The following is a 22,503-nucleotide window of genomic DNA, read 5'->3' on the forward strand; positions in this document are numbered from 1 at the left end:
AATATGTCCTATATATTATAATTATTTAACACCCACTTGAACCAATTGTTTTTTTGTGCCTCTTTTAGCGTAGAACCTTAATTCATCGTTCTGGTGGTCAATGTATGGTACAGATACCATTAATGGCAAGCGAGCTTCGGTATCATCAATTACCTTATTGTATTTCATATGTCCGTTTTCGTCTAAACGAATTAAGAATACATTTCTGTTTCTGCTTAAACCTTGTTTGAACATGATACGATCATCGCTCAGTTGCTGCGGGTTTTCTGAAGATGTACTTATAAAAAAGTATGTTGTATTGTTTTTTGTATATGAACTATATGATGCATAAGCACCATCGCCCTGTGTAACCTCTGTTTTGTTTATATTTCTAGCCCAAACCAAATCTCCGGTTGAGCTTAACTTTGCACTGATGATATCATTATGGTGATATCTAGTAACCATAACTCGCCCACCGCTAGAGTTAGATTGTACGCTGTTACTGGTAAAATATTCTTCGGCATTAAATAGAATGTTTCCCTCTTTGGTGATATTCATACCTTTAAACACTAAATCTTTTATCGCCTTATCATCTTCACGCCCAAACTTATCCATCATAAATTGCTCAGAAAACGGATTAAATGTTTCAGATTTCATTTCTAAAGCTTTCGGGTCTAAATTGAAATATGAAATTCCGTTATAACGATTATCTTTTCTATCCGAATAAAAACCGATACAAAGCAATTCATCACCTCTAAAAATAGGTTTCAAAGATTCAGGAAATTTACCTGGAGTATAAAAAGACTGAACGCTTCTGCTAGTATTCGAAATTCGAACCATTTCATATTGAAACTTACGCTCTGTAGCATTAAAACGTTTCTTTTTAAAATATGCCTTTCCTACCAAATACACATTCTGTAAATCCTTCGAGAAGGCTATATTTTCAAATGCATAATTCTTTTCTTCTACCTCATCAGAAAAATCATGCTCCATTAACTTGTTTAAGTTGGCATTGAATACATGAATTGTATGCTGATCAATCTTTCTTTTCTTATAATGTGTAGTTATGGCAAAAGCTGATTTATCATCATTGAATAAAATAGAAGTAGTAAACCCAGATGAAAAGTTTCGATTATAGAAATTTCGATCTAAAGGCTGTTCTACTGGGTCAGACGCTATTGACAGCAAGGTTTCTTTTGTAAACTGAAATTGAGAGAACGGGCTTCTATGCACTTCGTACTGATAACTTCTAGTATTATAGTTGTACTCTAAAAACAACAAATAAACCTGCCCGTTACGAACATAGGCATCTATAAAATTAGCATTTTTAAGTTTATAATTATATTCAGAGACTAGCTCTAAATCTTTATTGTAATGTTCAATAAAATACCCTTTAGGTCTTAGTACAATACCTGTATAATATGCACGGACCACAACAGTACCTTCGCTACCATCATCTGCGATAGCAAGCATATTGGAGTACCTATATTTATCATGAAATTTTTCGCCGATAGTATATGATACGAGTTCTTCTTGAGCAAAAGAACTAACTACATTAACCAGAAACAAGAATAAGAATGCGCTACGTTTAAACATAACCAATTTAGTTTATGTCATGAACCCGGAAAATTTGCCTTTCTTTTTTCTAAAAATGCAGTAGTACCTTCGGCAAAATCATCTGTTCCAAAACAGGCACCGAAAGCCTCAATTTCCTGCTCATAACCATTTACAGTATTCTTAAAACCAGCATTTACTGCTTTTATTGCATGAGCAATGGCTACAGATGAGTTATTGGTTATTCTAGAGATAATTTTATGACATAATGGCAATAATTCTTCTTGGGTAGTTACATGGTTTACCAAACCATAAGCATGCGCTTGTTCTGCAGTAATCATACCTGCGGTCATAATCATTTCCATAGCTCTACCTTTGCCAACCAATTGCGGCAAACGTTGTGTACCACCATAACCAGGTATAACACCTAAAGAGACTTCTGGTAATCCCATTTTTGCATTATCACTTGCAACTCTAAAATGACATGCCATTGCCAATTCTAATCCGCCACCAAGTGCAAAACCATTTACTGCGGCAATCACGGGAGTATCTAACTTTTCAACAAAATCGAATAATTGTTTTTGACCTTTCGCTGCTAATTTCTTTCCTTCCTTTTCACTAAAATCAGAAAACTCTGAAATATCAGCACCTGCAACGAATGCCTTTTCTCCACTACCCGTTAAGATGATAGCTTTAACGCTTTTATCCTTTTGTAACTCTTTAAAAGCTTCATGTAATTCACCTATGGTTTCTTTATTTAAAGCATTTAATTTATTCGGACGGTTAATCGTCACAATTGCCGTTGTCTCTTCTCTATCTATAAGAATTGTATTGTATGACATAGTTGTTGATTTGTTGATTTATGTATTCTCTTTCGGAAACTTTACACAGAAGACCGTACCCTTACCTAAATGAGAAGTAAAGTTGATAGACCCTTTATAAGTTTCCACAATATTTTTTACCATTCCTAATCCTAACCCCATGCCACTAGTCTTAGTAGTAAATTTAGGTTCAAATATTTTTTCTTCATTATCCTTTTCAATACCATAACCGTTGTCTGCCACCGATATTTTAACCATATCTCCTTCTGATGCTACGCTGACCAAAACTCTAGGTGATGCTACATCTGGCACTGCTTGTATGGCATTTTTAACCAAATTGGTTACCACACGTATTAACTGTGTTCGATCTAATTTCGCAATTATTTCCTCTTCATCGGCTATGAAATGTATATAATCTTCATTGAAAATATCTATTGCCAATTTTACAATTTTGACCACGTTTAAGGTTTCGTTCTGTTGCGCCGGCATTTCAGCAAAATTTGAGAAAGCAGAAGCTATACTACTCATGGTATCTATTTGCTGAATTAAGGTATTTGAATATTCCTTTAGTTTTTCATGGATTAAGGGATCGCTGGGATCAAACTTGCGCTCAAAACTCTGCACAGTCAATCGCATAGGTGTTAGCGGATTCTTAATCTCATGTGCAACCTGTTTTGCCATTTCACGCCATGCCTGTTCACGCTCACTCTTTGCTAATTTAGCTGCACTATGGCCAAGCTCGTCAATCATACCATTATAGGCACTAATTAATTTTTCAATTTCCTCACCAGGGTTCTCAATAAATATCTTCTTATTTTGTTTACTCAGATCTGTTCGTTCCATCATATCAGAAATAGTCTCCAAGGATCGAGTAATATATTTGGAAATGAAAAAAGCAAAGGCAATAGCCATAAGCAACATTAACAGATACACCCCTGATAAACGCCATAAAAACTCTTTCAACTCATAATCGTTAAACGAATTATCCTCAAAGTAAGGAAGGTTAAGAATACCTATAGGCTTGAACTTTTGATCCGCGATGTAAGTAAATGAAGCTTGGTATTTATCACCTGCCAAGGCATTTTCACGCACATAACGTTTATCTGGACTTATTTCTAGTTTGTTCAGCACCTCTGGATCTAAACACATAGAAATAGAGTCGTTGGCAAATTTCGGGCGAGAGCTTTTAATAAGTCCCCCATCTAAGCTATAAATATTAAAATTCATGTTTTGCACAACGGCAATCTCATAAATCTCATTTTTGAAGATTAAATCAAGGTTCTCTGTTGTTACAGGGTATGTAGTTTTCTGAATGGCAAGGTCAATACTTTGGCGTATCTGTTCCTCTTTACGCTCCATTCTATTTTCATGATAGTCTTTAGATTGCTCACGATATTGGTATACGGTAACACCTGCAATCAATACAGATGCAATTAGCACCAAAAATATCATGGATAAGAAAATGCGTGACCGTAAAGATACTCTCGTTAACAAGATTCTACTATTTCGTCTAAAGTTAGCAAATATCGCACCAAATATATCAAATATGCTTTTAAGGTTTTATGGCAAAAAGTATAAGGTGTTACTTTAAATGTTATCTTCAATACTAAGTTCGTCAAGGCGCCATAATTAAAGTATTCAAAAATTCAGATATATGCGTTTACGTACCAGTTGCAATATAAAGTTCGAGATTTCTGAACCAACACCATTTATTCTTATGTTGAGACCACGCAGTGGCAACCAACAATGGGTAGAAAGAGAGGAATATAAAATCACCCCGAGTATTCAAGTTATTGAGTTTACCGACAACTACGGTAACCTATGTCAACGATTAATTGCTCAACCAGGGCAGTTCTTAATATCTACCTCTTCAGAAATTGTAACTTCAAATTTTATAGACCAGGATTTTGGCGCATCATTTGTAGATATACAGAATTTACCAGACGCTGTTCTTAGTTACCTATTACCTAGCAGATACTGCGAATCTGATTGCTTTTATGAAATGAGTTCAAGTATAACTAATGGTCATTTATACGGTTATAATCAAGTTTCTGCCATTACCAATTGGTTACGTGACAATATTAGCTATTTACCAGGAAGCAATAATCAGCCATTATCTGCAAGTCAGGTTAATATTAGAAGGTTTGGTGTTTGTCGAGATTTTGCTCACTTGGGTATTGCCCTCTGCCGCAGTTTAAGCATTCCTGCTCGTATAGTTGTGGGTTATCTTTATGGCTTAGAGCCTATGGATATGCATGCTTGGTTTGAAGCTTATGTTGGAGATCGATGGTATACATTTGATGCAACACAAATAAATTCGCCTGGTGGATATGTTATTCTCGGTTTCGGTCGTGACGCTGCCGATGTTGCCATTTTCAATCAATTTGGTCCGCTTGTACATCCCACAGAACAACTTGTAAAAGTTGAACAGATTTTATCAGACACCTAATCGTATTTAAATCATAGATTGATTTTGTATGTGCAGGGCTAATTAAATCTCAAATTATTTGACGTAAAAAATTCATTTTCAAGTGCAATCATTTTGATATGTAAAGATGAAATTTAAAACAAATTAAAAATGAAAGTAATTTCTTACATTTATTTACGTTAATACTATGTTGTAATTATCTTTTTTATAAAATATAGGAATGCTGTATAAATCACTATTATATTTATTTACCATATTCATTGCCTTTGGCACCCCAATAGCACTACATTCTCAATATTCTGAACCACTTACCTTTCAGCATATCCAAGAAGGTATGTCTCAAAGTAGTGCTACCGTACTTTTAGAAGATAATTTTGGTTTTATATGGATAGGAACCAGAAATGGATTAAACAGATACGATGGAAAAGATTTTGAAATCTACACTAAAAGTTTAGATGGTAGAACTGGTCTTAAACATGAATATATTGTAGCATTACATGAAGATGGCCAAAATATTATTATCGGCACAAATGAGGGGCTTAGCCTTTATGATCGTAGTTTAAATATTATAACACCTTATCCGTTTATCAATGAAGGTGAAACCATCAAAGACGCAGTTTTTGAGAAAATAGTTAAAAAAGACGGTATACTTTGGCTGGGATCTGAATCTAGAGGTTTCTATAGTTACGAGCTAGAAACTGGAAAAGTAAAACATTTTCCTCCTCCTAATAAACACATAACTATTGATAACCCTCGACTTAATAAAGTTGTTAAAATTGATGTATTAGATGCAAACCGCATTCTGCTTGTTTTTACCTATAATACCCTTATACTTAATTATGAGATGGAGATTATTAGTGAAATATTACAGACAGAGGCAATCATCACTGGCATAAATTCATCAGAAAATAGTTTATTAATAGGTTCTGCAACTGGCTCACTATTTAAGTTGGACATAGCAGAAAATTCAATTAGTATCTCAAATGAAAAAGAGGTCAGCCCAGGTTTTGGTATACGCTCTTTAGAAAAAACTTTAGACAATGAATTATGGATAGGTACTGAAAATAACGGCTTACATATTTACAATGAAAATCTAGATTTTATAAGACATATTGAGTACAGTGTTACAAGACCTAATTCGATTTCTGGTAATTCTATATGGGCATTACTATGTACACGAGATGGTACAATGTGGATAGCCCCATACAAAAGCGGGCTAAATATTTATGATAAAGAATATTATAAATTTAAACATATTAATTCTGACCCATTCAACTCTAGATCGTTGAGCAACAAATTAGTTAATTGCTTTAGCGAAGACAGCAAAGGCAACCTTTGGATTGGCACAGATGGCGGAGGAATTGATTACTGGGACCGTTCTTCAGATACATTTGACAATTATTCATTAAGGAATAAAACATTTGCCAGTAATGTTGTTCTATCGATATTACAGACTAAAGATGATGAACTATGGGCTGGGACATGGACAAATGGTATAGCTATACTTAATACAAAAACCAAAAAAACCAGTGTTCTAACTTCAGAAAATTCATTTTTAAAATCAAATATAATTATTGATCTTTTAAAAGATAAAAAAGAAAGAATTTGGATAGTAAACTACTTTTCAGGTGTACAAGTGTATGACCCCAAAACAAAAACCCATGAAAATATAACGCTCAAGTCAGAAATTGACGGCAGTATAATCAACTCCATATACCAAATTTTTGAAGATAACCAGGGGAATATATGGGTAGGAACATTGAACACAGGTTTATTTAAATTGACAGAAAAGAATGGTGAATTGTCATCTGTTCATTATCACACCAAAAATTCTTTAAGTAATAATTTCATCAATGCTATCATTCAAGATAATGAAGATGCCATTTGGGTCGGTACTCAAGGTGGACTTAACAAATATAACCCAGAAACAAATTCATTTTTAGTGATTGCCAAGGCTGATGGTTTAAAAAACGACGCCATTAAAGGCATCATAGATGATCAAAACAACCACTTATGGCTTAGCACTGAAGAAGGTATCATCAGATATAACAACAAAACCGGAGAAACAATTAATTACGATGTAGGCGATGGTCTTCAGTCTAAAGAATTTATTGCAAGTTCTTCTATAACTACTAAAAAAGGCGAATATATATTTGGTGGAATTAATGGCTTTAATATTTTTACTGCAAGTGATGTTGAAAAACGAAAAGACGCACTTACGTTATTTGTCTCTGGATTGAAACTTTTTAATCAACCAGTTTTACCGAATGATGATTTTGATGTATTAGAAAAAGATATTAGTCAGGTAGACTCCCTAACCTTTAACTACGACCAATCTGTAATTAATATAGACTTTAAAGCCTTGACTTTTAGACATACAGAAAGCGTGAATTATGCTTTTTACCTTGAAGGTTTTGAAAAAGATTGGAATTATGTCGGAAACAATCCTACAGCAACATACACGAACTTAAATCCTGGAGAATATAAATTAAGGATAAAATCTACAAATTCCGATGGTGTATGGGTCGATAACGAAATAGACCTTTATATTACCGTAACACCACCCTATTGGCAAACTTGGTGGTTTAAGGCATTAATGATTGCTCTAGTATTATTGATATTCTATATAGCACAACATATTAAACTACAAAATATTAGAAAAAATCAACGAAGTCTAGAGTTGAAAGTTGACGAACGTACAAAAGAACTACAATTTCAAAAAAATAAACTTATAGAATCCGCAGACAATTTAAAATCAAAAAACGAAGAAATACAACGTTTTACATACGCAGTATCTCATGATTTAAAAAGTCCGTTAAGCAACATTAAAGGATTGGCCAGTCTAATACCATTAGAAATGAAATTAGAAGACCACCCAGATGTAGCCGAGTACTTGAGTTTAATTGACGTTTCTTGTAATAATATGAACGAATTAATATCTGACATTACAGAAATAGCTAGGTTAGGTAAAATTGAAAATAAAAATGAGCTATTAAAAACAAATGAAATATTAGCCCTATCAAGAAATCTTATTAAAAGCCAGCTCAAGAACAAAAATATAGAGCTTACCATAGCTGAAAACCTTCCCAGCATTTTTGGTGACCTTAATAGAATAATACAAGTTTTTGGAAATTTCTTGGACAATGCCATAAAATATATGGGTGATCAACCCAACCCTAAAATAGTTGTGGATTTTGAGGAAGATGGTGACAATAATATCTTTTTGGTTAAAGATAATGGTTTAGGTATGGATGAGCAGGCATTAGAAAAATTGTTCACACCATTTGAAAGATTTCATGATAACGTAAAGGGAACAGGTTTAGGCTTGTATATGGTTAAACAAATTGCCATTTCTCATGGTGGTACCATCATAGCAGAATCGAAGGGTAAGAACAAGGGTGCAACCTTTATGCTTGTACTACCAAAAGCTAAAATTGCGGCAAAAAAAGCAAAAACATCTATGAAATCGTAAATTAGAAAATAACTTATTTTCGTTTATTTCACAATTATAGAAAGCTACACTTCGGGATTCTTATTTCTAATTCTTTTGTATAGTCTTATTCCCAACATTAAAAGTATTCCTAAAACTATAATACCCACTACCCCAAAAATCCAATTAAAAGAACTCTTCAAAATCACTAAGAAGACAACTGCGAACAAAATTAGCGTAGCACCTTCATTCCATATACGCATAAATTTAGAAGTATACTGAATATCATCACGTTGAAACTTCTTGAAAATTTGATGATTTTTAAGGTGGTATAAAATCAGTAACAATACGAAACCTAGTTTTATATGCATCCACGGTTGGGTAAGCCAACCAGGGTAAATAACAAGCAACCAAATAGCAAAAAATACTGCCAATACAGCCGATGGCCAAGTAATGATATACCACAACCTTTTGGTCATCAACTTCAATTGTTTAGAAAGAATTTCTTTTTCAGGTGATGATTTTTGGTTGGCTTCTATATGATAAATGAACAATCTTGGAATATAAAAAAGCCCTGCAAACCACGTAATTACGAAGATGAGATGCAGGGATTTTATATAGTTGTAATATTCTGTCATAATACGTCTTGTTCAAAAAACTAATTCAAACTTAAGCCCAAAGTTAGTAAAAGCGGATAGAACTTATTTTATAGCTCCAATTCCAGCTTCCCACAAAGTTTTATTATAAGCAGGTATAGCAGTGTTGATGAATTGCTTGCCTTTAGCTTTTAATCCAACCCATTGTGTATCTAATTCAGTCTTACGATCTTTACTCGCCTTGTTCAATCGTGGAATACCACTATTCGTCTGGTTGATCATAAATATATACTCGGCAGAAAATTTGTTAGGGAAATTTTCTACATCGTCATACGCTTGCGATTTACGCTGTACCATTTCACTATCCCATGCTTTCATGTCTGTCAATAATTTTTCACCAGCTAATTTCGCGGTAGAATCTGTTACCTCTTTCAGGACTTCAGCTAAATCGTTTTGAGCAGCATATAACTGATTGACCATATTGTGCATTTCGGTCAACTCTGCCTCTGCAATCGTCATAAAAGCATCATATTCTTCGTATTGTCCTGGCTTTGTTTCATAAGTAGGCACTTCATTAATTGTACCTGTAGTAGAAACTGTTTGCCCATCAACCTTTAGTTTAAAAGTATAAGTACCTGGAGATACTTTATGTCCGCTGAAACCTGCTTCAATATACACGCCCGGTACACCTGGCATTATCGCATGTTTCATATCCCAAACAAAGCGATTTAACCCTTCTTTTTTATTCAATACTGGTGCTGGTGGTGCACCACCTCCATTATGTGGCTTGTAGGTTGGATCTTTTTCTGAACTAATTGTCCTGATCACTTTTCCTTTTGCATCTGAAATCTCTATGGTAATTGCAGTACTATCTTTTAATTTAGGTAGCTCATAATATAGTACTACTCCGTTAGCCGGGTTAATACCTTCAAAAGTATCACTACCGGTAAATTTATCAGAATTACCACTCAACGGACTCCCCCAAGAACCATTGTAGGCGTCTTTAGGCTTCAAAATTTGGAGTCCCGTTTTAGAAGGTTGATATTGACCAAGAGCAACAACATCATCAAGAATCCAGAACGAACGACCAGAAGTAGCAACTACCATATCGCCTTTATGCATTTTTAAATCTGTAATTGGAGTCTTTGGTAAATTCAATTGAAAAGGTTCCCAAGATTTACCACCATTCCAAGATGCATAGATTCCCTTTTCTGTGCCCGCATATAGCAAGTCTTTCTTAAACTCATCTTCACGAACTACGCGCGTAAAAGCTCCATAAGGAATTCCGGAGTTTATGGCCGTCCAAGTTTTACCATAATCGGTTGTTTTGTAGAAACCAGGTGTGTAATCATTAAACTTATATCTTGTTGTAGCAATGTAAGCAGTTGCTGGATCATGCGGAGAAACCTCAATTGCATTGATCAAACATTCTTTTAATCCTTTAGGCGTTACATTTTCCCAAGTATCGCCACCGTTTTTAGTTAAGTGTACTAATCCGTCATCACTACCTGTCCAGATGTATCCCTTTTCATGCGGAGATTCTAATATGTAAGCCAGCGTACCATAATTCTCGGCCCCTACTGCTTCGTTCGTATATGGTCCACCACCATTGCCTTGTTTTGCATCGATATCTCGAGTAAGGTCATCAGAAATTTTATCCCAAGTGAGTCCCATATCTCGGGTTCTAAAAACATATTGCGCTCCATGATAAAAGGTGCCCTGTTCATGTGTAGAAGCTATTATAGGAGCATTCCAATTAAACAAGTATCTCATATCTCTAGCTTCGCGACCTAAATATTGAATAGGTGCCTGCATAATCTGTGTTGCGGCTTTTGACTCCATATCCATTACCTCTACCGTTCCCAAATATTGACCACCCATAACATATCTTGGGTAGTCTGGATCAAAGGCTAAAAAGGCACTCTCGCCACCTGCTGAATCAGTCCAATCTCTTGTAGTAATACTACTGCTACCTGCAGACAGACTAGCGATTTTTACAGACCTATTATCTTGTTGACCTCCATAAATATTATACGGAAACAGATTGTCCACACTAATACGATAAAATTGAGCTGTAGGCATGTTATCTTGAGTGGACCAAGTTTTTGCATAATCAAAAGAAACGGCAGCCCCTCCATCATTAGCGATTACCATATTTTTAGAATTATTTGGATTGACCCATAGGTTATGATAATCACCGTGTGTTCCTGAAAGCGTTTCCCATGTTTTTCCACCATCTTCAGAACGAAGCGCAGGTGCACTTAAAACATACACTGTATCTTCATCGTTTGGGTCTATAAAAACCTCAATATAATACCAAGCGCGTTGCACTAATCTATTATCACCACTAACCATTGTCCATGATTCTCCTGCATCGTTAGAAACGAATAATCCCCCTTTATCGGCATCTGAATCACTTTCAATGAGCGCATATACTTTGTCAGAATTTGACGGACTCACAGCTATCGCCATTTTTCCTTTTTCTTCAGGTAAACCTTTGTGAATTTTTTTCCAAGTCTCACCTGCATCAGTAGACTTATATAATCCGCTACCGACACCACCACTAACCACCATATTCGGTTTACGTTGATGCTCCCACATGGCGGCATACATAATTTCAGGATAGCTAGCATCCATAGAAAGTTCAGAAGCACCGGTAAGATTGTTTACGAACAAAGTGTTTGTCCATGTTTTACCACCATCAATTGATTTATAAATACCACGTTCGGCATTACCTTCGAAAAGTGCACCTTGCGCAGCAACATAAACAATATCAGGATTTGTAGGATGGATGATAATTCGTGAAATATGCTGGGTTTTTTCAAGTCCCATTTTCTTCCATGTTTTACCGGCATCGGTAGATTTATATACTCCGTCTCCGTAAGATGTCATTACACCACGTGGTGCATGTTCTCCCATACCTACATAAACGATATTTGGGTTAGATGCCGATACAGAAACTGCGCCAACTGACCCTAATTCAAAAAATCCATCTGAAATATTTTCCCAACGTTGCCCTGCAGATTCTGTTTTCCAAACTCCGCCACCAGTCGTGCCCATATAATACGTCATGGGATCACCTATGACTCCTGTAGCAGTTACCGAACGCCCACCTCTAAACGGACCAATATTTCTAAATTTTAAAGGTTTAAAATAATCATTGGCTGTCTGCGCAAAAGTTATGGTGGTTGCAATTACCGCCATAAACAAGACTAGTTGTTTTTTCATGATAGTTTGTTTGGATATTGTTTTGGTTTTTATATTGTCCGCTCGAGTGGTTTTTCTTGGAGTAAAACATAAAGAAAAATTGCATCGAGAACTATTTGGAACACAAAAGGTTTCTCGATACAATTTTTTCATACTTCAATAATTCACTCGAAATGACAAAATTCTGTTCTTACTTACTTTCATCAATGAACAAGTAATTCAGTTTAAGCTCGTTAAAACCTTTATTAAATTCTTGAAGCTCTGATGATATTACATTATTAAAAATTTCCAGCTCTTTATTGATTTTAGTTGTCAATTCGTTCTTAACAGCAATATCTTGCTCTGTTGGAGGAAAATCACCAATGGAAACCAAACTATTTAAATGACCCAATTTATTCGTCAATTTAATAGGGAAATTCAATGGATCTTGACCACTTCTGTTCTGAGTTTGGTACAATGCTTTTTCTACTTCGCTAAGTTTGTCTTTCATGGCTTTTGCCTTTTTGACCAAATCTTTAGTTCTGTCATCATCTTTATACTGCTCAGTAAATGAATTCAGCTGCTTAGTAACATTTCTAATCTTCTTTATAGATTGATGCGCATTTTCAATGGTTGTATTGATATCAGTAATAAAATTAAACTGCTCTTGCATTTGAGCTACTGAACTTTCTGCTCTTGGATCTGGTAAAATGGTAAATGTTTCACTGCTATTAGTTCCATTTACATTTAGGTGAACTTTATAATCACCAGGTACTGCTTTAGCACCGTCAAAACTTGCCCACCAGAAAATCATTCCTTCTAGTTTCTCAGCTCCTTTACCACGAGTATCCCAAACAAAAGTATTACCGCCTTTCTTCACTTCTAACTTCTTGTCTTTTTTCTTGGCAGAAGTACTATAATTTGCCAATGTATCACCAGCTATACTTGTATACGTTAACTGAACCGAATCTTTCTCTGAATAGTTTTTCATTAAAAAATGAGTGATTACACCGCTCTCTAAATTTTGACCTGATGTTTTAGAAGGCTTTTTAGATGCCCTACCTTTTGTACGATAAGAATCTTTTGGTTTGAACAAAATAGTATTCGCATTCTTTTTACTTTCATCTAACTGATGCAACACGGTTAAGTCATCAATAATCCACAGGCTACGCCCTTGAGTAGCCACAATTAAATTATCCTCTTTAATGGTTAAATCGGTAATAGGTACAATTGGTAAATTCATTTGAAAAGGAGACCAACTAGCTCCGTCATTAAAAGAAACATACATACCTGTTTCTGTACCTGCATATAATAAACCTTTCTTTTTAGGATCTTCACGAACTACTCTTGTAAAATGTTCTGACGGGATACCGTTCGTTATTTTTGTCCAGGTTTTACCGTAATCTGTTGTTTTGTATAAGTATGGTTGAAAGTCACCTAACTTATATCTAGTCGCTGCAACATAGCAAGTACCCTCGTCAAAATTAGAAGGCTCGATACTGTTTATCATATTCCATTCTGGCATATTTGCAGGCGTAACATTATTCCAAGTAGCACCAGAATCTTTAGAAACATGAATTAAACCGTCATCACTACCTACCCAAAGAATCCCTTCTTTCAACGGACTCTCATTTGCCGTAAAAATGGTACAGTAGTACTCAACACTCGTATTATCTTGAGTTATTGGTCCGCCACTAGAACCTAATTTTGTTGGATCGTTTCTAGTTAAATCTCCACTTAGAACTTTCCAGCTTTGACCTTCGTTTTCTGAAACATGTACATAGTTAGAAAAGGTGTATAATTTCTTAGGATTATGTCTACTGAATAGAATAGGGAAATTCCACTGAAAACGATATTTCATTGCTTCTGCACCAGCACCCATTGGGTTGTCTGGCCAAACGTTTATACCTCTTACAGTTTTCTTCTTGTGATTAACACGCGTTAAAAATCCGTCATAACTACCACCATAAACAATATCGTTGTCTTTAGGGTCCACAGCAATCCAAGCAGATTCACCACCAGCGGTTTCTTCCCAATTACCATCACCGATACTATTTTCATCACTTCTGTGATCTATACGTAATGTAGAATTATCTTGTTGTGCCACGTATATTCTGTAAGGGAAAGAGTTATCTGTAGTTACACGATAAAATTGAGCCGTAGGTTGATTATAATAGGTACTCCAAGTTTCGCCACCATCATATGAAATTTGGGCGCCGCCATCATCACCAATAATCATACGTTGCGAATCTTCTGGAGAAATCCATAAATCGTGATGATCCCCATGTGGTGCGTTAAATGTGTTGAATGACTTACCGCCATCGGTAGACTTATGGTAATTTACATTTAGCACATACACTACATCTTCATCTTGTGTATCGGCATAAACCCTAGTATAATACCAAGCACGTTGACGAATTTTACGCTCGCTATTTACAATAGACCAAGTTTTACCACCATCTTCTGAGCGATACAAACCACCCTTTTCTTTATTCTCAACGATTGCCCAAACCTTTTCAGAATTTTTAGGTGACACAGCTACACCTATAATACCTAAAGTATCTTTAGGAAAACCTTCATTTTTCGAAATCTCTGTCCAAGTTTCACCGCTATCCATACTCTTCCAAAGCGCAGAACCATCACCACCACTAATTAAGCTATACGGAGTACGTTGTGCATGCCATGTAGAAGCATATAAAATTCTAGGGTTATTAGGGTCAAACGTTAAATCTACCGCACCAGCTTGCTCATTTACAAACAACACCTGTTTCCAATTTTTACCACCGTCGGTACTTTTATAAATTCCGCGGTCTTTAGTAGGCTTATAAATATCGCCTAAAACTGCAGCATATACCGTATTATAATCTGTAGGATGCACACGAAGTCTTGGTACATGTCTACTCTTTTCTAAACCAGCAGAAGCCCATGTTTTACCACCATCTTCGGTTTTCCAAACTCCGTAACCAGACGATACATTCCCTCTTAGGGTTTTTTCACCACCACCTACATATATAACATTTGGGTCACTTTTGGCAACCTCAACGGCACCAATACTACCTCCAAAATATCCATCAGATATATTATCCCAAGTTCGTCCGCCATCTAAGGTTTTCCATACTCCGCCACCAGCTGCGCCGAAGTAAAATAAATTAGGCTCGCCGGGTACACCTGTTACTGCAGCAGAACGCCCGCCACGATATGGACCTATAGAACGATACTCTAAACTAGAGTATAATTCTTCTGGGTAGGTTGGTGTTGTACTTTGAGATTTACTTCTTCTTTGAGAAAGTAACGATAATGGCAATAGAAAACATACCAGCATAAGAATGCCAGCATTGGTAAGGTGCTTTTTCATTTTGATAGTTTGATGTTAGTCTCCACTAAAATTAAACATTTTGTTGTGTAAATGTTGATTTTAAGATTTTATTAGCATTTCTAAACAAGCATAATTATCAAATTAAGAATCAGTTATACATTTCAATATTTAATTCTCATTAGTGCTCGAGAATTCTATGTATTAAAGAACAAGCAAGAATAGCATCCTTTTGAAAAATACTTATTCAACATATTAAACAGAAAGTGCTAATTATTTAAAGTATTCCTATATTTAAGCCAACAAACTAACAATTATGAAATTTAGAACGCTATTATTTTCGGCATCGTTAATTGCCTTTCTTTTTAATGGATTGACAATTAATACTGTAAATGCCCAAACCCAAGATTTTTTATACGGAGACCAAATGCCCGATGCACCTGAATTAAGTGCTAGAGGCGAATATAAAGTCGGCGTACAAACCGTAAACCTAGTGAACCCAAATCAAGTTGATATTTTAAACTCAAAAGAAGGCAAAGATCCAACTTACGACAGACCAATTACTATTGAGGTTTGGTATCCTGCAAGTGTAAGTGCTGATGCAAAAACGGTAGTTTATGACGAAGTAATGGGCACCAGAGGAGATTCACTTAGGCCATTAACACCTTTTACTTTTAAAGGAAGAGCTTATAGAGATGCAGAAGCATTGAAAGGCAAGAAATTCCCTTTGGTTGTAGTATCTCATGGTTATGTAGGTTCTAGATACCTAATGACATACTTAACAGAGAATTTAGCGTCTAAGGGATACATTGTTGCGGCAATCGACCATACAGATTCTACTTTTAAAGATGCCAACGCGTTTCAAAGCACACTTTTGAATAGACCAAAAGATATTCGTTTTGTTATCAATGAAATGGAAAAATTAGGAGCCAAAGGTTCTAAGAATAAAATCGAAGGATTAGTAGATGCTAACAACACCGCTATTATAGGATATTCTATGGGAGGCTACGGAGTATTAAATGTCGGCGGAGCCGGATATAGCGCAGGCCTAGGTCAATTCTTTACAGGAATGACAGGTGGTAGCACTGCAATCTCAGTAAACACAGCAGGGAATGCCGAATACCAGAAATTGGCTGATGCTAGAATTAAGGCCATAGTAGCTTTTGCCCCATGGGGAATGGAACGTGGTGTTTGGGATGCTGAAGGATTAAAAGGATTAAAAACTCCCACTTTCTTTATCGCCGGAAGCCAAGATGATATTTCAGGATATGAAAAAGGTATTAAAGCAATATACGAAGGTACAGTAAACGCAGATAGATATATACTGACGTACCAAAACGCAAGACATAATGTTGCACCTAACCCACCACCTGCAGAAGCATTGGCACCAGGTTTACATATAGATGAGTATTATAGATATGCAGAGCCATCATGGGATCAACGTAAAATAAACAATATAAATCAGCACTTTGTAACTGCATTTATAGGGAAGCATCTTAAAAACCAAGACAACGCACAATTTTTAGATGTACAAGAAAATTCAAATGAAAAAGACTGGACAGGTTTTAAGCCAAGATCATCTACCGGAATGGAGTTGCTACATGCACAACCAGCGAACTAATATTTAACCTTAGATACTTTAACAGCATTTTCCTTAAGTAGCTTTACATAGGTGTTTTGATTGTTTATCAATTCTTTAAGTTTCCATGCTAATAAAAATATAGCAACGGCAATTAATTGTGATAAGATAAAATTCATAACAGTATTCTTTAGTGTTTCTAAAGCTACTTACGGAAAATGTTTTTTGAGGTTTGGTTTTTAGAAAGATTAAACCAAATTCTTATTAATCTCTTTTCTCAAGTAATACCCAGTAACTATTGTAGCAAGTACATCTGCAATGGGAAAGGAAATCCACACTCCCAGTTCACCAAGGTAATTAGGTAGTATTAGAATTAAAGGAATAAAGAAAAAGCCTTGTCGACATAATGTCAATAGCAAAGCTGGTACCGCCTTACCAATCGCCTGAAAATAAGCGGCACCAATTAGCTGAAGTGCAATAATCGGCGTAGCTGCAAACACCCATCGCATGGCTGACGGAGTGTTTTCCATAACAAAGGTATTCGTAGTAAGTTCTAGCGCACTCATATCTGGTTTGTTACTTAAAAAGAGTCCCGCTATTTCTGCAGGAAAAATCATGAGTCCCGCGAAAACTACCGACGCTAACATTGCAGCAAATTTTATGGCGGTATAAATAGACTCCTTTACCCTATCATACTTTTGAGCACCATAATTAAACCCTGCAATAGGCAAAAAACCTTGTGTAACACCGAATACGGGAAAAAGCGCAAACATCAACATTCTACCTATTATAGCGTAAACAGCCACCATTGCTTCACCTCCTAAATCAAAAAGAATATTGTTCATCAGTAAATAGATGATACTTACTACCGCCTGACGAGATAGTGTCACTACCCCTAGCGAGCTAATTTCTTTTATAATCGAAAAGTCGATACTGAAATACTGGGCACTCAGTTTTAATTCGGAATTTTTAGACAGAAAAAAATATAAGATATAACTAAAACACAAAAAGTAACTTATTGTAGTTGCCCAAGCGGCACCTGCCATTCCAAAATCTAAAACATTGATTAGCACATAATCTAAGACCAGATTCCCAATTGACGGAATAATCATCGCTATCATGGCAAACTTAGGCTTGCCTTCTGCTCTAATTACAGTATTGCCCATCATATTAAGTGCTAAAAACGGCACGCCATATAACACGATAACATAGTAGATTTTAGCAAGCTCGAAAATAGAGCCTTTACCACCAAAAGCAGGTATTAAGGTATCTACATAAGTAAGCCCCACTGCCACCATAATAACAGTAATAAGTATGGTAAACGAAATTTGGTTACCAAATGTTCGCAGTGCCTTTTCTTTATTATCAGCACCTAATGCACGCGAAATAATACTGGCACCACCAATACCGATAGCCATACCCAAAGCACCTATAAAAAAGGAAATAGGCAACACCACGTTAATTGCCGCAATGGCAATTGAGCCAATCCAATTACCAACAAAAATGGAATCGACCAGAACGTTTAGCGACATTACCAATATACCTATACTTGCAGGTAATGCTTGTTTAATGAGCAAACTTGATATAGATTCCGTGCCCAGTTGTTCTGCGGAAACGTTTGCCATTAGTGTGGTTTTGAATTAGTATACCATCTTAGATGATAATGTTAAACTATAATCTCTTTATTTTGCTGAATTGACTTTGCAATATGGTCCCATAGCTTGATACGCTGTTGCAATGCTTTCTCTGAACATTCTAGAACATCATGCCATTTAGAATCACTTTCTCCGCATAATTCTTGAATCATTTTTAAGGAAAGCGGACCGTGTTCATCCCCATCCAATTCAATATGCCTTCTTAAATAATATTCTAATTTAGGGTATGCATCTTCCCCAGCCTGTTCTACAATTTTCAAGAACATATCTGGTATTAAATCTTCCCTACCAAAAGTAAATGCAGCAGCAATTTTATGGGGCTCTTGTGTTTGTATCGTTTCAAAAGTGAATGTTAGAAAGGACTTTACAGCTTCGTTCAAATCAGAATTCTCAATAGTTTGTAAAACACTATCTAATTCACCAATTCCGTTCAAAAACTCCTTTATTTTACTAGTATCTGCACCAACCTCGACCATGGCATCCAAATACATTTCGTAATGACTTTTTAAAACTTCCAATTCATTGACATCTGTTTCTTCTTCCAAAACAATCTCGTTAATAAACCGAGCGGTATTTGTATTTTTTACTGGCTTCCACGGTAATGAAGTGCAGGTTAAGTTAATCTGCAATGCTTTTAAAAGCGACATAAAATCCCATACGGCATACACATGGCTCTCCATGAATATTTGAATATCAGACAAAGACTTCAATTCATTGTAAAGCGCATGATTTCTTAATTGTTCTCTTAACGGTTGTAATATAATTTCTATTTCTTCGATTTTCATAGCAGTGATATTCTAAGAATTTTGATTTTATTAGGTGCTAGGCACTACATCTAGTTGATCAGTTGCTTGCCAATCATTCACCCACTTCGCCATTACCTTTACCCAGGCATCATTATCGTTCATACAAGGAATATGCTTGTATTCCACACCACCAGCTTCCATAAACTGCTCTTTACCTTCCATTGCAATTTCTTCCAATGTTTCTAAACAATCACTCACAAATGCAGGTGTGATCACAGCCAACTTTTTCTTGCCTTCTTTAGCTAAGCGCTCAAATTCATAATCGGTATAAGGCTTTAACCATGGATCACCAGCCAAACGTGATTGAAACGAAGAACTCACTTGCTCTTCCTTTAACCCCAAATATGCCTTTACCATTTCGGTAGTATCATAAACTTGGTGTCTGTAACATGTATTATGGGCAACAGAATTTACGTTACAGCATGTACCGTCAATTTTACAATGAAAACTAGTAGGGTCACTTTTACGAATATGACGTTCAGGAATACCATGATATGAAAACAAAATATGGTCGTAATCAAAGCCTTCTAATTCGTCTTTTATACTCTCTGAAAGCGCTTTAATAAACTCCGGATGCTTATAAAAAGCTGGTAACGTAGTAATTTTCATTTCAGGAAAGCCTGCTTTTTGCTCTTCCAACACTTTTACGACCACCGTTTCAAAGCTAGACATCGCATAATGTGGATATAACGGAACCAGAAGTACATCGTCAACACCTTTATCTTTTAACTCCTGCATTGCCTTTTTAATAGACATGGTGCCATAACGCATACCTAAAGCCACTGGCATTTCGGTCTGTGTTTTCAATTTATTAGAGAATCGCTCAGAAATAACAACTAACGGAGAACCTTCTTCCCACCATATTTTGGCATACGCCTCAGCAGATTTCTTTGGTCTAGTCTGCAAAATTATTCCTCTTACCAGAATAGTTCTTAACCATTTAGGAGCGTCAATCACACGCTCATCCATTAAAAATTCATCTAAATAGGGCTTAACATCTTTTGCGGTAGGACTTTCTGGAGAACCCAAATTGACCAATAATACTCCTTTCATAGCGTATGTGTTTGTTATTCGATTGCAAAAATAACACATGCAAATCGATGATATTTTAATTTTCGGCAATAGTTTTTCTATACTCTCATAAAGCAATCTAATAACTGACCAATTAATTTTTAGTGCTATTTAATTTTAGTAAGTTGTAATTCGTCAAAAACTATAACACTTTTTACAATGAATACTTTTTTTGATACTGTTCCTAAAAGTGCCCTATATCTGTTTCTAGCTTCTACCTTAGGTATTCTTATTGCCTACTGGGTTGTTTCGTTCTTTATTAAAAAATATGGCAAAGATCCAAAATATCTATTGCCCAATGGAGCGTTTAGAAAAATTAGTCGACCCATTCTATTCATATTCCTTTCCATATTAATTCGTTCACAATCGTTACGTACGCTATTTCAAGTGGAGCATCATGAATATTGGTTTAAAAAAACGAGTACTATCCTATTTATCGTTTCTGTAACCTGGCTGCTACTCAATTTATTGAAAATTGCAAAAAGTATAGTTGTCAATAATTATGATGTCAATGTCAAAAACAACCTGAAAGCTCGCCAAATATACACGCAGTTCAATATTCTAGAACGCATACTTATGATTACCATAATCATATTAGCAGCAGGTGCCGTTCTCATGAGTTTTGAAAGTATACGAGACTTGGGTGTCAGTATTTTTGCATCTGCAGGTGTAGCGGGTATTATCATTGGTTTCTCTGCACAAAAAATGATTGGTACCGTATTGGCAGGTATTCAAATTGCCATTGCGCAACCTATTAAAATAGATGATGTAGTAATTGTTGAAGGAGAATGGGGTCGAATCGAAGAAATAACCTTAACCTATGTTGTCGTAAAAATTTGGGATAAACGTAGACTGATTGTACCCACGCCTTACTTCATTGAAAAACCATTTCAAAACTGGACCAAGACTTCTTCTGATATTTTAGGCACTGTTTTTCTCTATACCGACTACAATGTGTCTTTTGATGCACTTCGCGAAGAACTGACTAAAATTCTTAATAGTACGGATCTATGGGATAAAGAGGTCAACGTACTTCAAGTAACGGAAAGCAAGCAAAATTCAGTAGAAATTAGAGCCTTAATGAGTGCCAAGGACTCCCCTACTGCATGGGACTTACGTGTACTTGTACGTGAAAAATTAATTACTTTTTTACAACAAAATTATCCAGAGAGTATTGCAAGAAATAGGGTTTTGTTGGAAAAGTCTACGGATAATAATAACAATTCATAATTTAGCTTTATGAAACATAAATTTCTATTACTTTTTTTCTGCGGATGTCTATCAGCAAGCTTCTCTCAACAAATCACCTGCTCTCCAAAAAACAAAGCTGCTGTTGAAAATAAGCTAGCAGAAATCGACGGAATGGATAATGGTAATTTCGGTAAAACCATGGTGAGCGTCGGTAAAACGTTTATGAAAACTCCGTATGTTGCCAAAACCCTAGAGATTGGAGATACAGAAACATTAGTCGTAAACCTTCATGGGTTAGATTGTACCACATTCGTTGAGAATGTATTAGACTTTTCTAAGCTGTTGAGACAAGAAGATCTTTCATTTGATGCTTTTGTTAAAAACCTAGAAGTTATTAGATACAAAGACGGCGAACTAGAAGGTTACGCATCGCGTTTACATTACTTTTCTGAGTGGATTGCCAACAATGCCGAGAAAGGACTTCTAAAAGATATTACTGGTGAAATTGGTGGTACCGAAATCACAAAAGATATTGATTTCATGAGTACGCACCGAGATCTGTATCCCTTTCTTGCCGATGATTCTAATTTCTCAAAAATTAAAGCTTCTGAAAACTATTTAAACAGTCAGGCTATTTGTGTACTGGCACAAGATGAAATTGCCAAAAACGAGCATCTTATTCAATCTGGGGACATCATAGCACTTGCTACTTCTATAAACGGATTAGATGTTACCCATACCGGTATTGCTACGCGCGAAAAAGATGGTAGAATTCACTTACTACATGCATCGACCGGATCAATGGAAGTTGAAGTTTCTAAATTACCGTTAGCAGATTATCTAAAAGGCATAAAAAGCAACACAGGTATTATGGTTGCAAGACCATTATAACTT

Annotated in this window: 15 protein-coding genes; 5 read left to right on the forward strand and 10 right to left on the reverse strand. The window is 35.8% G+C overall.

The annotated features are described in order from the left end of the window. Nucleotides 1-21: 21 nt before the first annotated feature. From Q4500_RS03980 to Q4500_RS03990, 3 genes are read right to left on the reverse strand one after another with little or no spacing between them, the layout of a single operon-like run. Entirely contained in the window at nucleotides 22-1,575 is a 1,554-nt protein-coding gene (locus tag Q4500_RS03980; protein ID WP_303598441.1) for a hypothetical protein, read from the reverse strand. Nucleotides 1,576-1,592: 17 nt separating this feature from the next. Beyond that, complete coding sequence (locus tag Q4500_RS03985) at nucleotides 1,593-2,375, reverse strand: enoyl-CoA hydratase/isomerase family protein (protein ID WP_303598442.1); 783 nt, start codon at nucleotides 2,373-2,375, stop codon at nucleotides 1,593-1,595. A gap of 18 nt (nucleotides 2,376-2,393) precedes the next feature. Beyond that, nucleotides 2,394-3,806 carry a PAS domain-containing sensor histidine kinase gene (locus Q4500_RS03990; RefSeq protein ID WP_303598443.1) on the reverse strand — a complete coding sequence of 471 codons (1,413 nt, stop codon included), beginning with the start codon at nucleotides 3,804-3,806 and terminating at the stop codon, nucleotides 2,394-2,396. Nucleotides 3,807-4,008: 202 nt separating this feature from the next. Here Q4500_RS03990 and Q4500_RS03995 point away from each other — a divergent pair, with 202 nt between their 5' ends. Together Q4500_RS03995 and Q4500_RS04000 are read left to right on the forward strand one after the other, a co-directional pair. Further along, nucleotides 4,009-4,803, forward strand: coding sequence for a transglutaminase family protein (locus Q4500_RS03995; RefSeq protein WP_303598444.1), 795 nt, complete (start codon nucleotides 4,009-4,011; stop codon nucleotides 4,801-4,803). A gap of 199 nt (nucleotides 4,804-5,002) precedes the next feature. After that, nucleotides 5,003-8,254 (forward strand): sensor histidine kinase, encoded by a 3,252-nt coding sequence (locus Q4500_RS04000; protein ID WP_303598445.1) that lies wholly within the window; start codon nucleotides 5,003-5,005, stop codon nucleotides 8,252-8,254. A gap of 44 nt (nucleotides 8,255-8,298) precedes the next feature. On the opposite strand, the gene Q4500_RS04005 is transcribed toward Q4500_RS04000, so the two are convergent. The 3 genes from Q4500_RS04005 to Q4500_RS04015 form a co-directional block, all read right to left on the reverse strand. Then, nucleotides 8,299-8,850, reverse strand: a complete 552-nt coding sequence (locus Q4500_RS04005; protein ID WP_303598446.1) for a CopD family protein — start codon at nucleotides 8,848-8,850, stop codon at nucleotides 8,299-8,301. Between the two features lie 63 nt (nucleotides 8,851-8,913). Further along, nucleotides 8,914-12,036, reverse strand: a complete 3,123-nt coding sequence (locus Q4500_RS04010) for a glycosyl hydrolase (RefSeq protein WP_303598447.1) — start codon at nucleotides 12,034-12,036, stop codon at nucleotides 8,914-8,916. A 169-nt stretch (nucleotides 12,037-12,205) separates the two neighbouring features. Further along, entirely contained in the window at nucleotides 12,206-15,316 is a 3,111-nt protein-coding gene (locus tag Q4500_RS04015; RefSeq protein ID WP_303598551.1) for a glycosyl hydrolase, read from the reverse strand. Between the two features lie 307 nt (nucleotides 15,317-15,623). On the opposite strand from Q4500_RS04015, the gene Q4500_RS04020 reads away from it, so the two are divergent. Next, on the forward strand, nucleotides 15,624-16,928 hold the full coding sequence (locus tag Q4500_RS04020; protein ID WP_303598448.1) for a dienelactone hydrolase: 1,305 nt from the start codon (nucleotides 15,624-15,626) through the stop codon (nucleotides 16,926-16,928). On the opposite strand, the gene Q4500_RS04025 is transcribed toward Q4500_RS04020, so the two are convergent. The 4 genes from Q4500_RS04025 to hemH all read right to left on the reverse strand — a co-directional run bounded on the left by Q4500_RS04025 (nucleotide 16,925) and on the right by hemH (nucleotide 20,400). Further along, complete coding sequence (locus tag Q4500_RS04025; protein WP_166638524.1) at nucleotides 16,925-17,065, reverse strand: hypothetical protein; 141 nt, start codon at nucleotides 17,063-17,065, stop codon at nucleotides 16,925-16,927. The two genes, Q4500_RS04020 and Q4500_RS04025, sit on opposite strands and share 4 nt — an antisense overlap. A 69-nt stretch (nucleotides 17,066-17,134) precedes the next feature. After that, complete coding sequence (locus tag Q4500_RS04030; protein ID WP_303598449.1) at nucleotides 17,135-18,511, reverse strand: MATE family efflux transporter; 1,377 nt, start codon at nucleotides 18,509-18,511, stop codon at nucleotides 17,135-17,137. A gap of 41 nt (nucleotides 18,512-18,552) precedes the next feature. Next, nucleotides 18,553-19,326 carry a DUF3050 domain-containing protein gene (locus tag Q4500_RS04035; protein ID WP_303598450.1) on the reverse strand — a complete coding sequence of 258 codons (774 nt, stop codon included), beginning with the start codon at nucleotides 19,324-19,326 and terminating at the stop codon, nucleotides 18,553-18,555. A gap of 30 nt (nucleotides 19,327-19,356) precedes the next feature. Further along, complete coding sequence (gene hemH, locus Q4500_RS04040) at nucleotides 19,357-20,400, reverse strand: ferrochelatase (protein ID WP_303598451.1); 1,044 nt, start codon at nucleotides 20,398-20,400, stop codon at nucleotides 19,357-19,359. 177 nt (nucleotides 20,401-20,577) lie between these two features. On the opposite strand from hemH, the gene Q4500_RS04045 reads away from it, so the two are divergent. Together Q4500_RS04045 and Q4500_RS04050 are read left to right on the forward strand one after the other, a co-directional pair. Further along, nucleotides 20,578-21,648 carry a mechanosensitive ion channel family protein gene (locus tag Q4500_RS04045; protein WP_303598452.1) on the forward strand — a complete coding sequence of 357 codons (1,071 nt, stop codon included), beginning with the start codon at nucleotides 20,578-20,580 and terminating at the stop codon, nucleotides 21,646-21,648. A 9-nt stretch (nucleotides 21,649-21,657) separates the two neighbouring features. Next, complete coding sequence (locus Q4500_RS04050; protein WP_303598453.1) at nucleotides 21,658-22,500, forward strand: N-acetylmuramoyl-L-alanine amidase-like domain-containing protein; 843 nt, start codon at nucleotides 21,658-21,660, stop codon at nucleotides 22,498-22,500. Nucleotides 22,501-22,503: the final 3 nt, after the last annotated feature.

Source organism: Maribacter sp. 1_MG-2023 (assembly GCF_030547005.1).
Classification (GTDB): domain Bacteria; phylum Bacteroidota; class Bacteroidia; order Flavobacteriales; family Flavobacteriaceae; genus Maribacter.

Excerpts from the sequence above, each read along its gene's own strand:
- Q4500_RS03980 (WP_303598441.1), bottom strand. The coding sequence starts at position 1,575 with ATGTTTAAACGTAGCGCATTCTTATTCTTGTTTCTGGTTAATGTAGTT.
- Q4500_RS03985 (WP_303598442.1), bottom strand. The coding sequence starts at position 2,375 with ATGTCATACAATACAATTCTTATAGATAGAGAAGAGACAACGGCAATT.
- Q4500_RS03990 (WP_303598443.1), bottom strand. The coding sequence starts at position 3,806 with ATGATATTTTTGGTGCTAATTGCATCTGTATTGATTGCAGGTGTTACC.
- Q4500_RS03995 (WP_303598444.1), top strand. The coding sequence starts at position 4,009 with ATGCGTTTACGTACCAGTTGCAATATAAAGTTCGAGATTTCTGAACCA.
- Q4500_RS04000 (WP_303598445.1), top strand. The coding sequence starts at position 5,003 with ATGCTGTATAAATCACTATTATATTTATTTACCATATTCATTGCCTTT.
- Q4500_RS04005 (WP_303598446.1), bottom strand. The coding sequence starts at position 8,850 with ATGACAGAATATTACAACTATATAAAATCCCTGCATCTCATCTTCGTA.
- Q4500_RS04010 (WP_303598447.1), bottom strand. The coding sequence starts at position 12,036 with ATGAAAAAACAACTAGTCTTGTTTATGGCGGTAATTGCAACCACCATA.
- Q4500_RS04015 (WP_303598551.1), bottom strand. The coding sequence starts at position 15,316 with ATGCTGGTATGTTTTCTATTGCCATTATCGTTACTTTCTCAAAGAAGA.
- Q4500_RS04020 (WP_303598448.1), top strand. The coding sequence starts at position 15,624 with ATGAAATTTAGAACGCTATTATTTTCGGCATCGTTAATTGCCTTTCTT.
- Q4500_RS04025 (WP_166638524.1), bottom strand. The coding sequence starts at position 17,065 with ATGAATTTTATCTTATCACAATTAATTGCCGTTGCTATATTTTTATTA.
- Q4500_RS04030 (WP_303598449.1), bottom strand. The coding sequence starts at position 18,511 with ATGGCAAACGTTTCCGCAGAACAACTGGGCACGGAATCTATATCAAGT.
- Q4500_RS04035 (WP_303598450.1), bottom strand. The coding sequence starts at position 19,326 with ATGAAAATCGAAGAAATAGAAATTATATTACAACCGTTAAGAGAACAA.
- hemH (WP_303598451.1), bottom strand. The coding sequence starts at position 20,400 with ATGAAAGGAGTATTATTGGTCAATTTGGGTTCTCCAGAAAGTCCTACC.
- Q4500_RS04045 (WP_303598452.1), top strand. The coding sequence starts at position 20,578 with ATGAATACTTTTTTTGATACTGTTCCTAAAAGTGCCCTATATCTGTTT.
- Q4500_RS04050 (WP_303598453.1), top strand. The coding sequence starts at position 21,658 with ATGAAACATAAATTTCTATTACTTTTTTTCTGCGGATGTCTATCAGCA.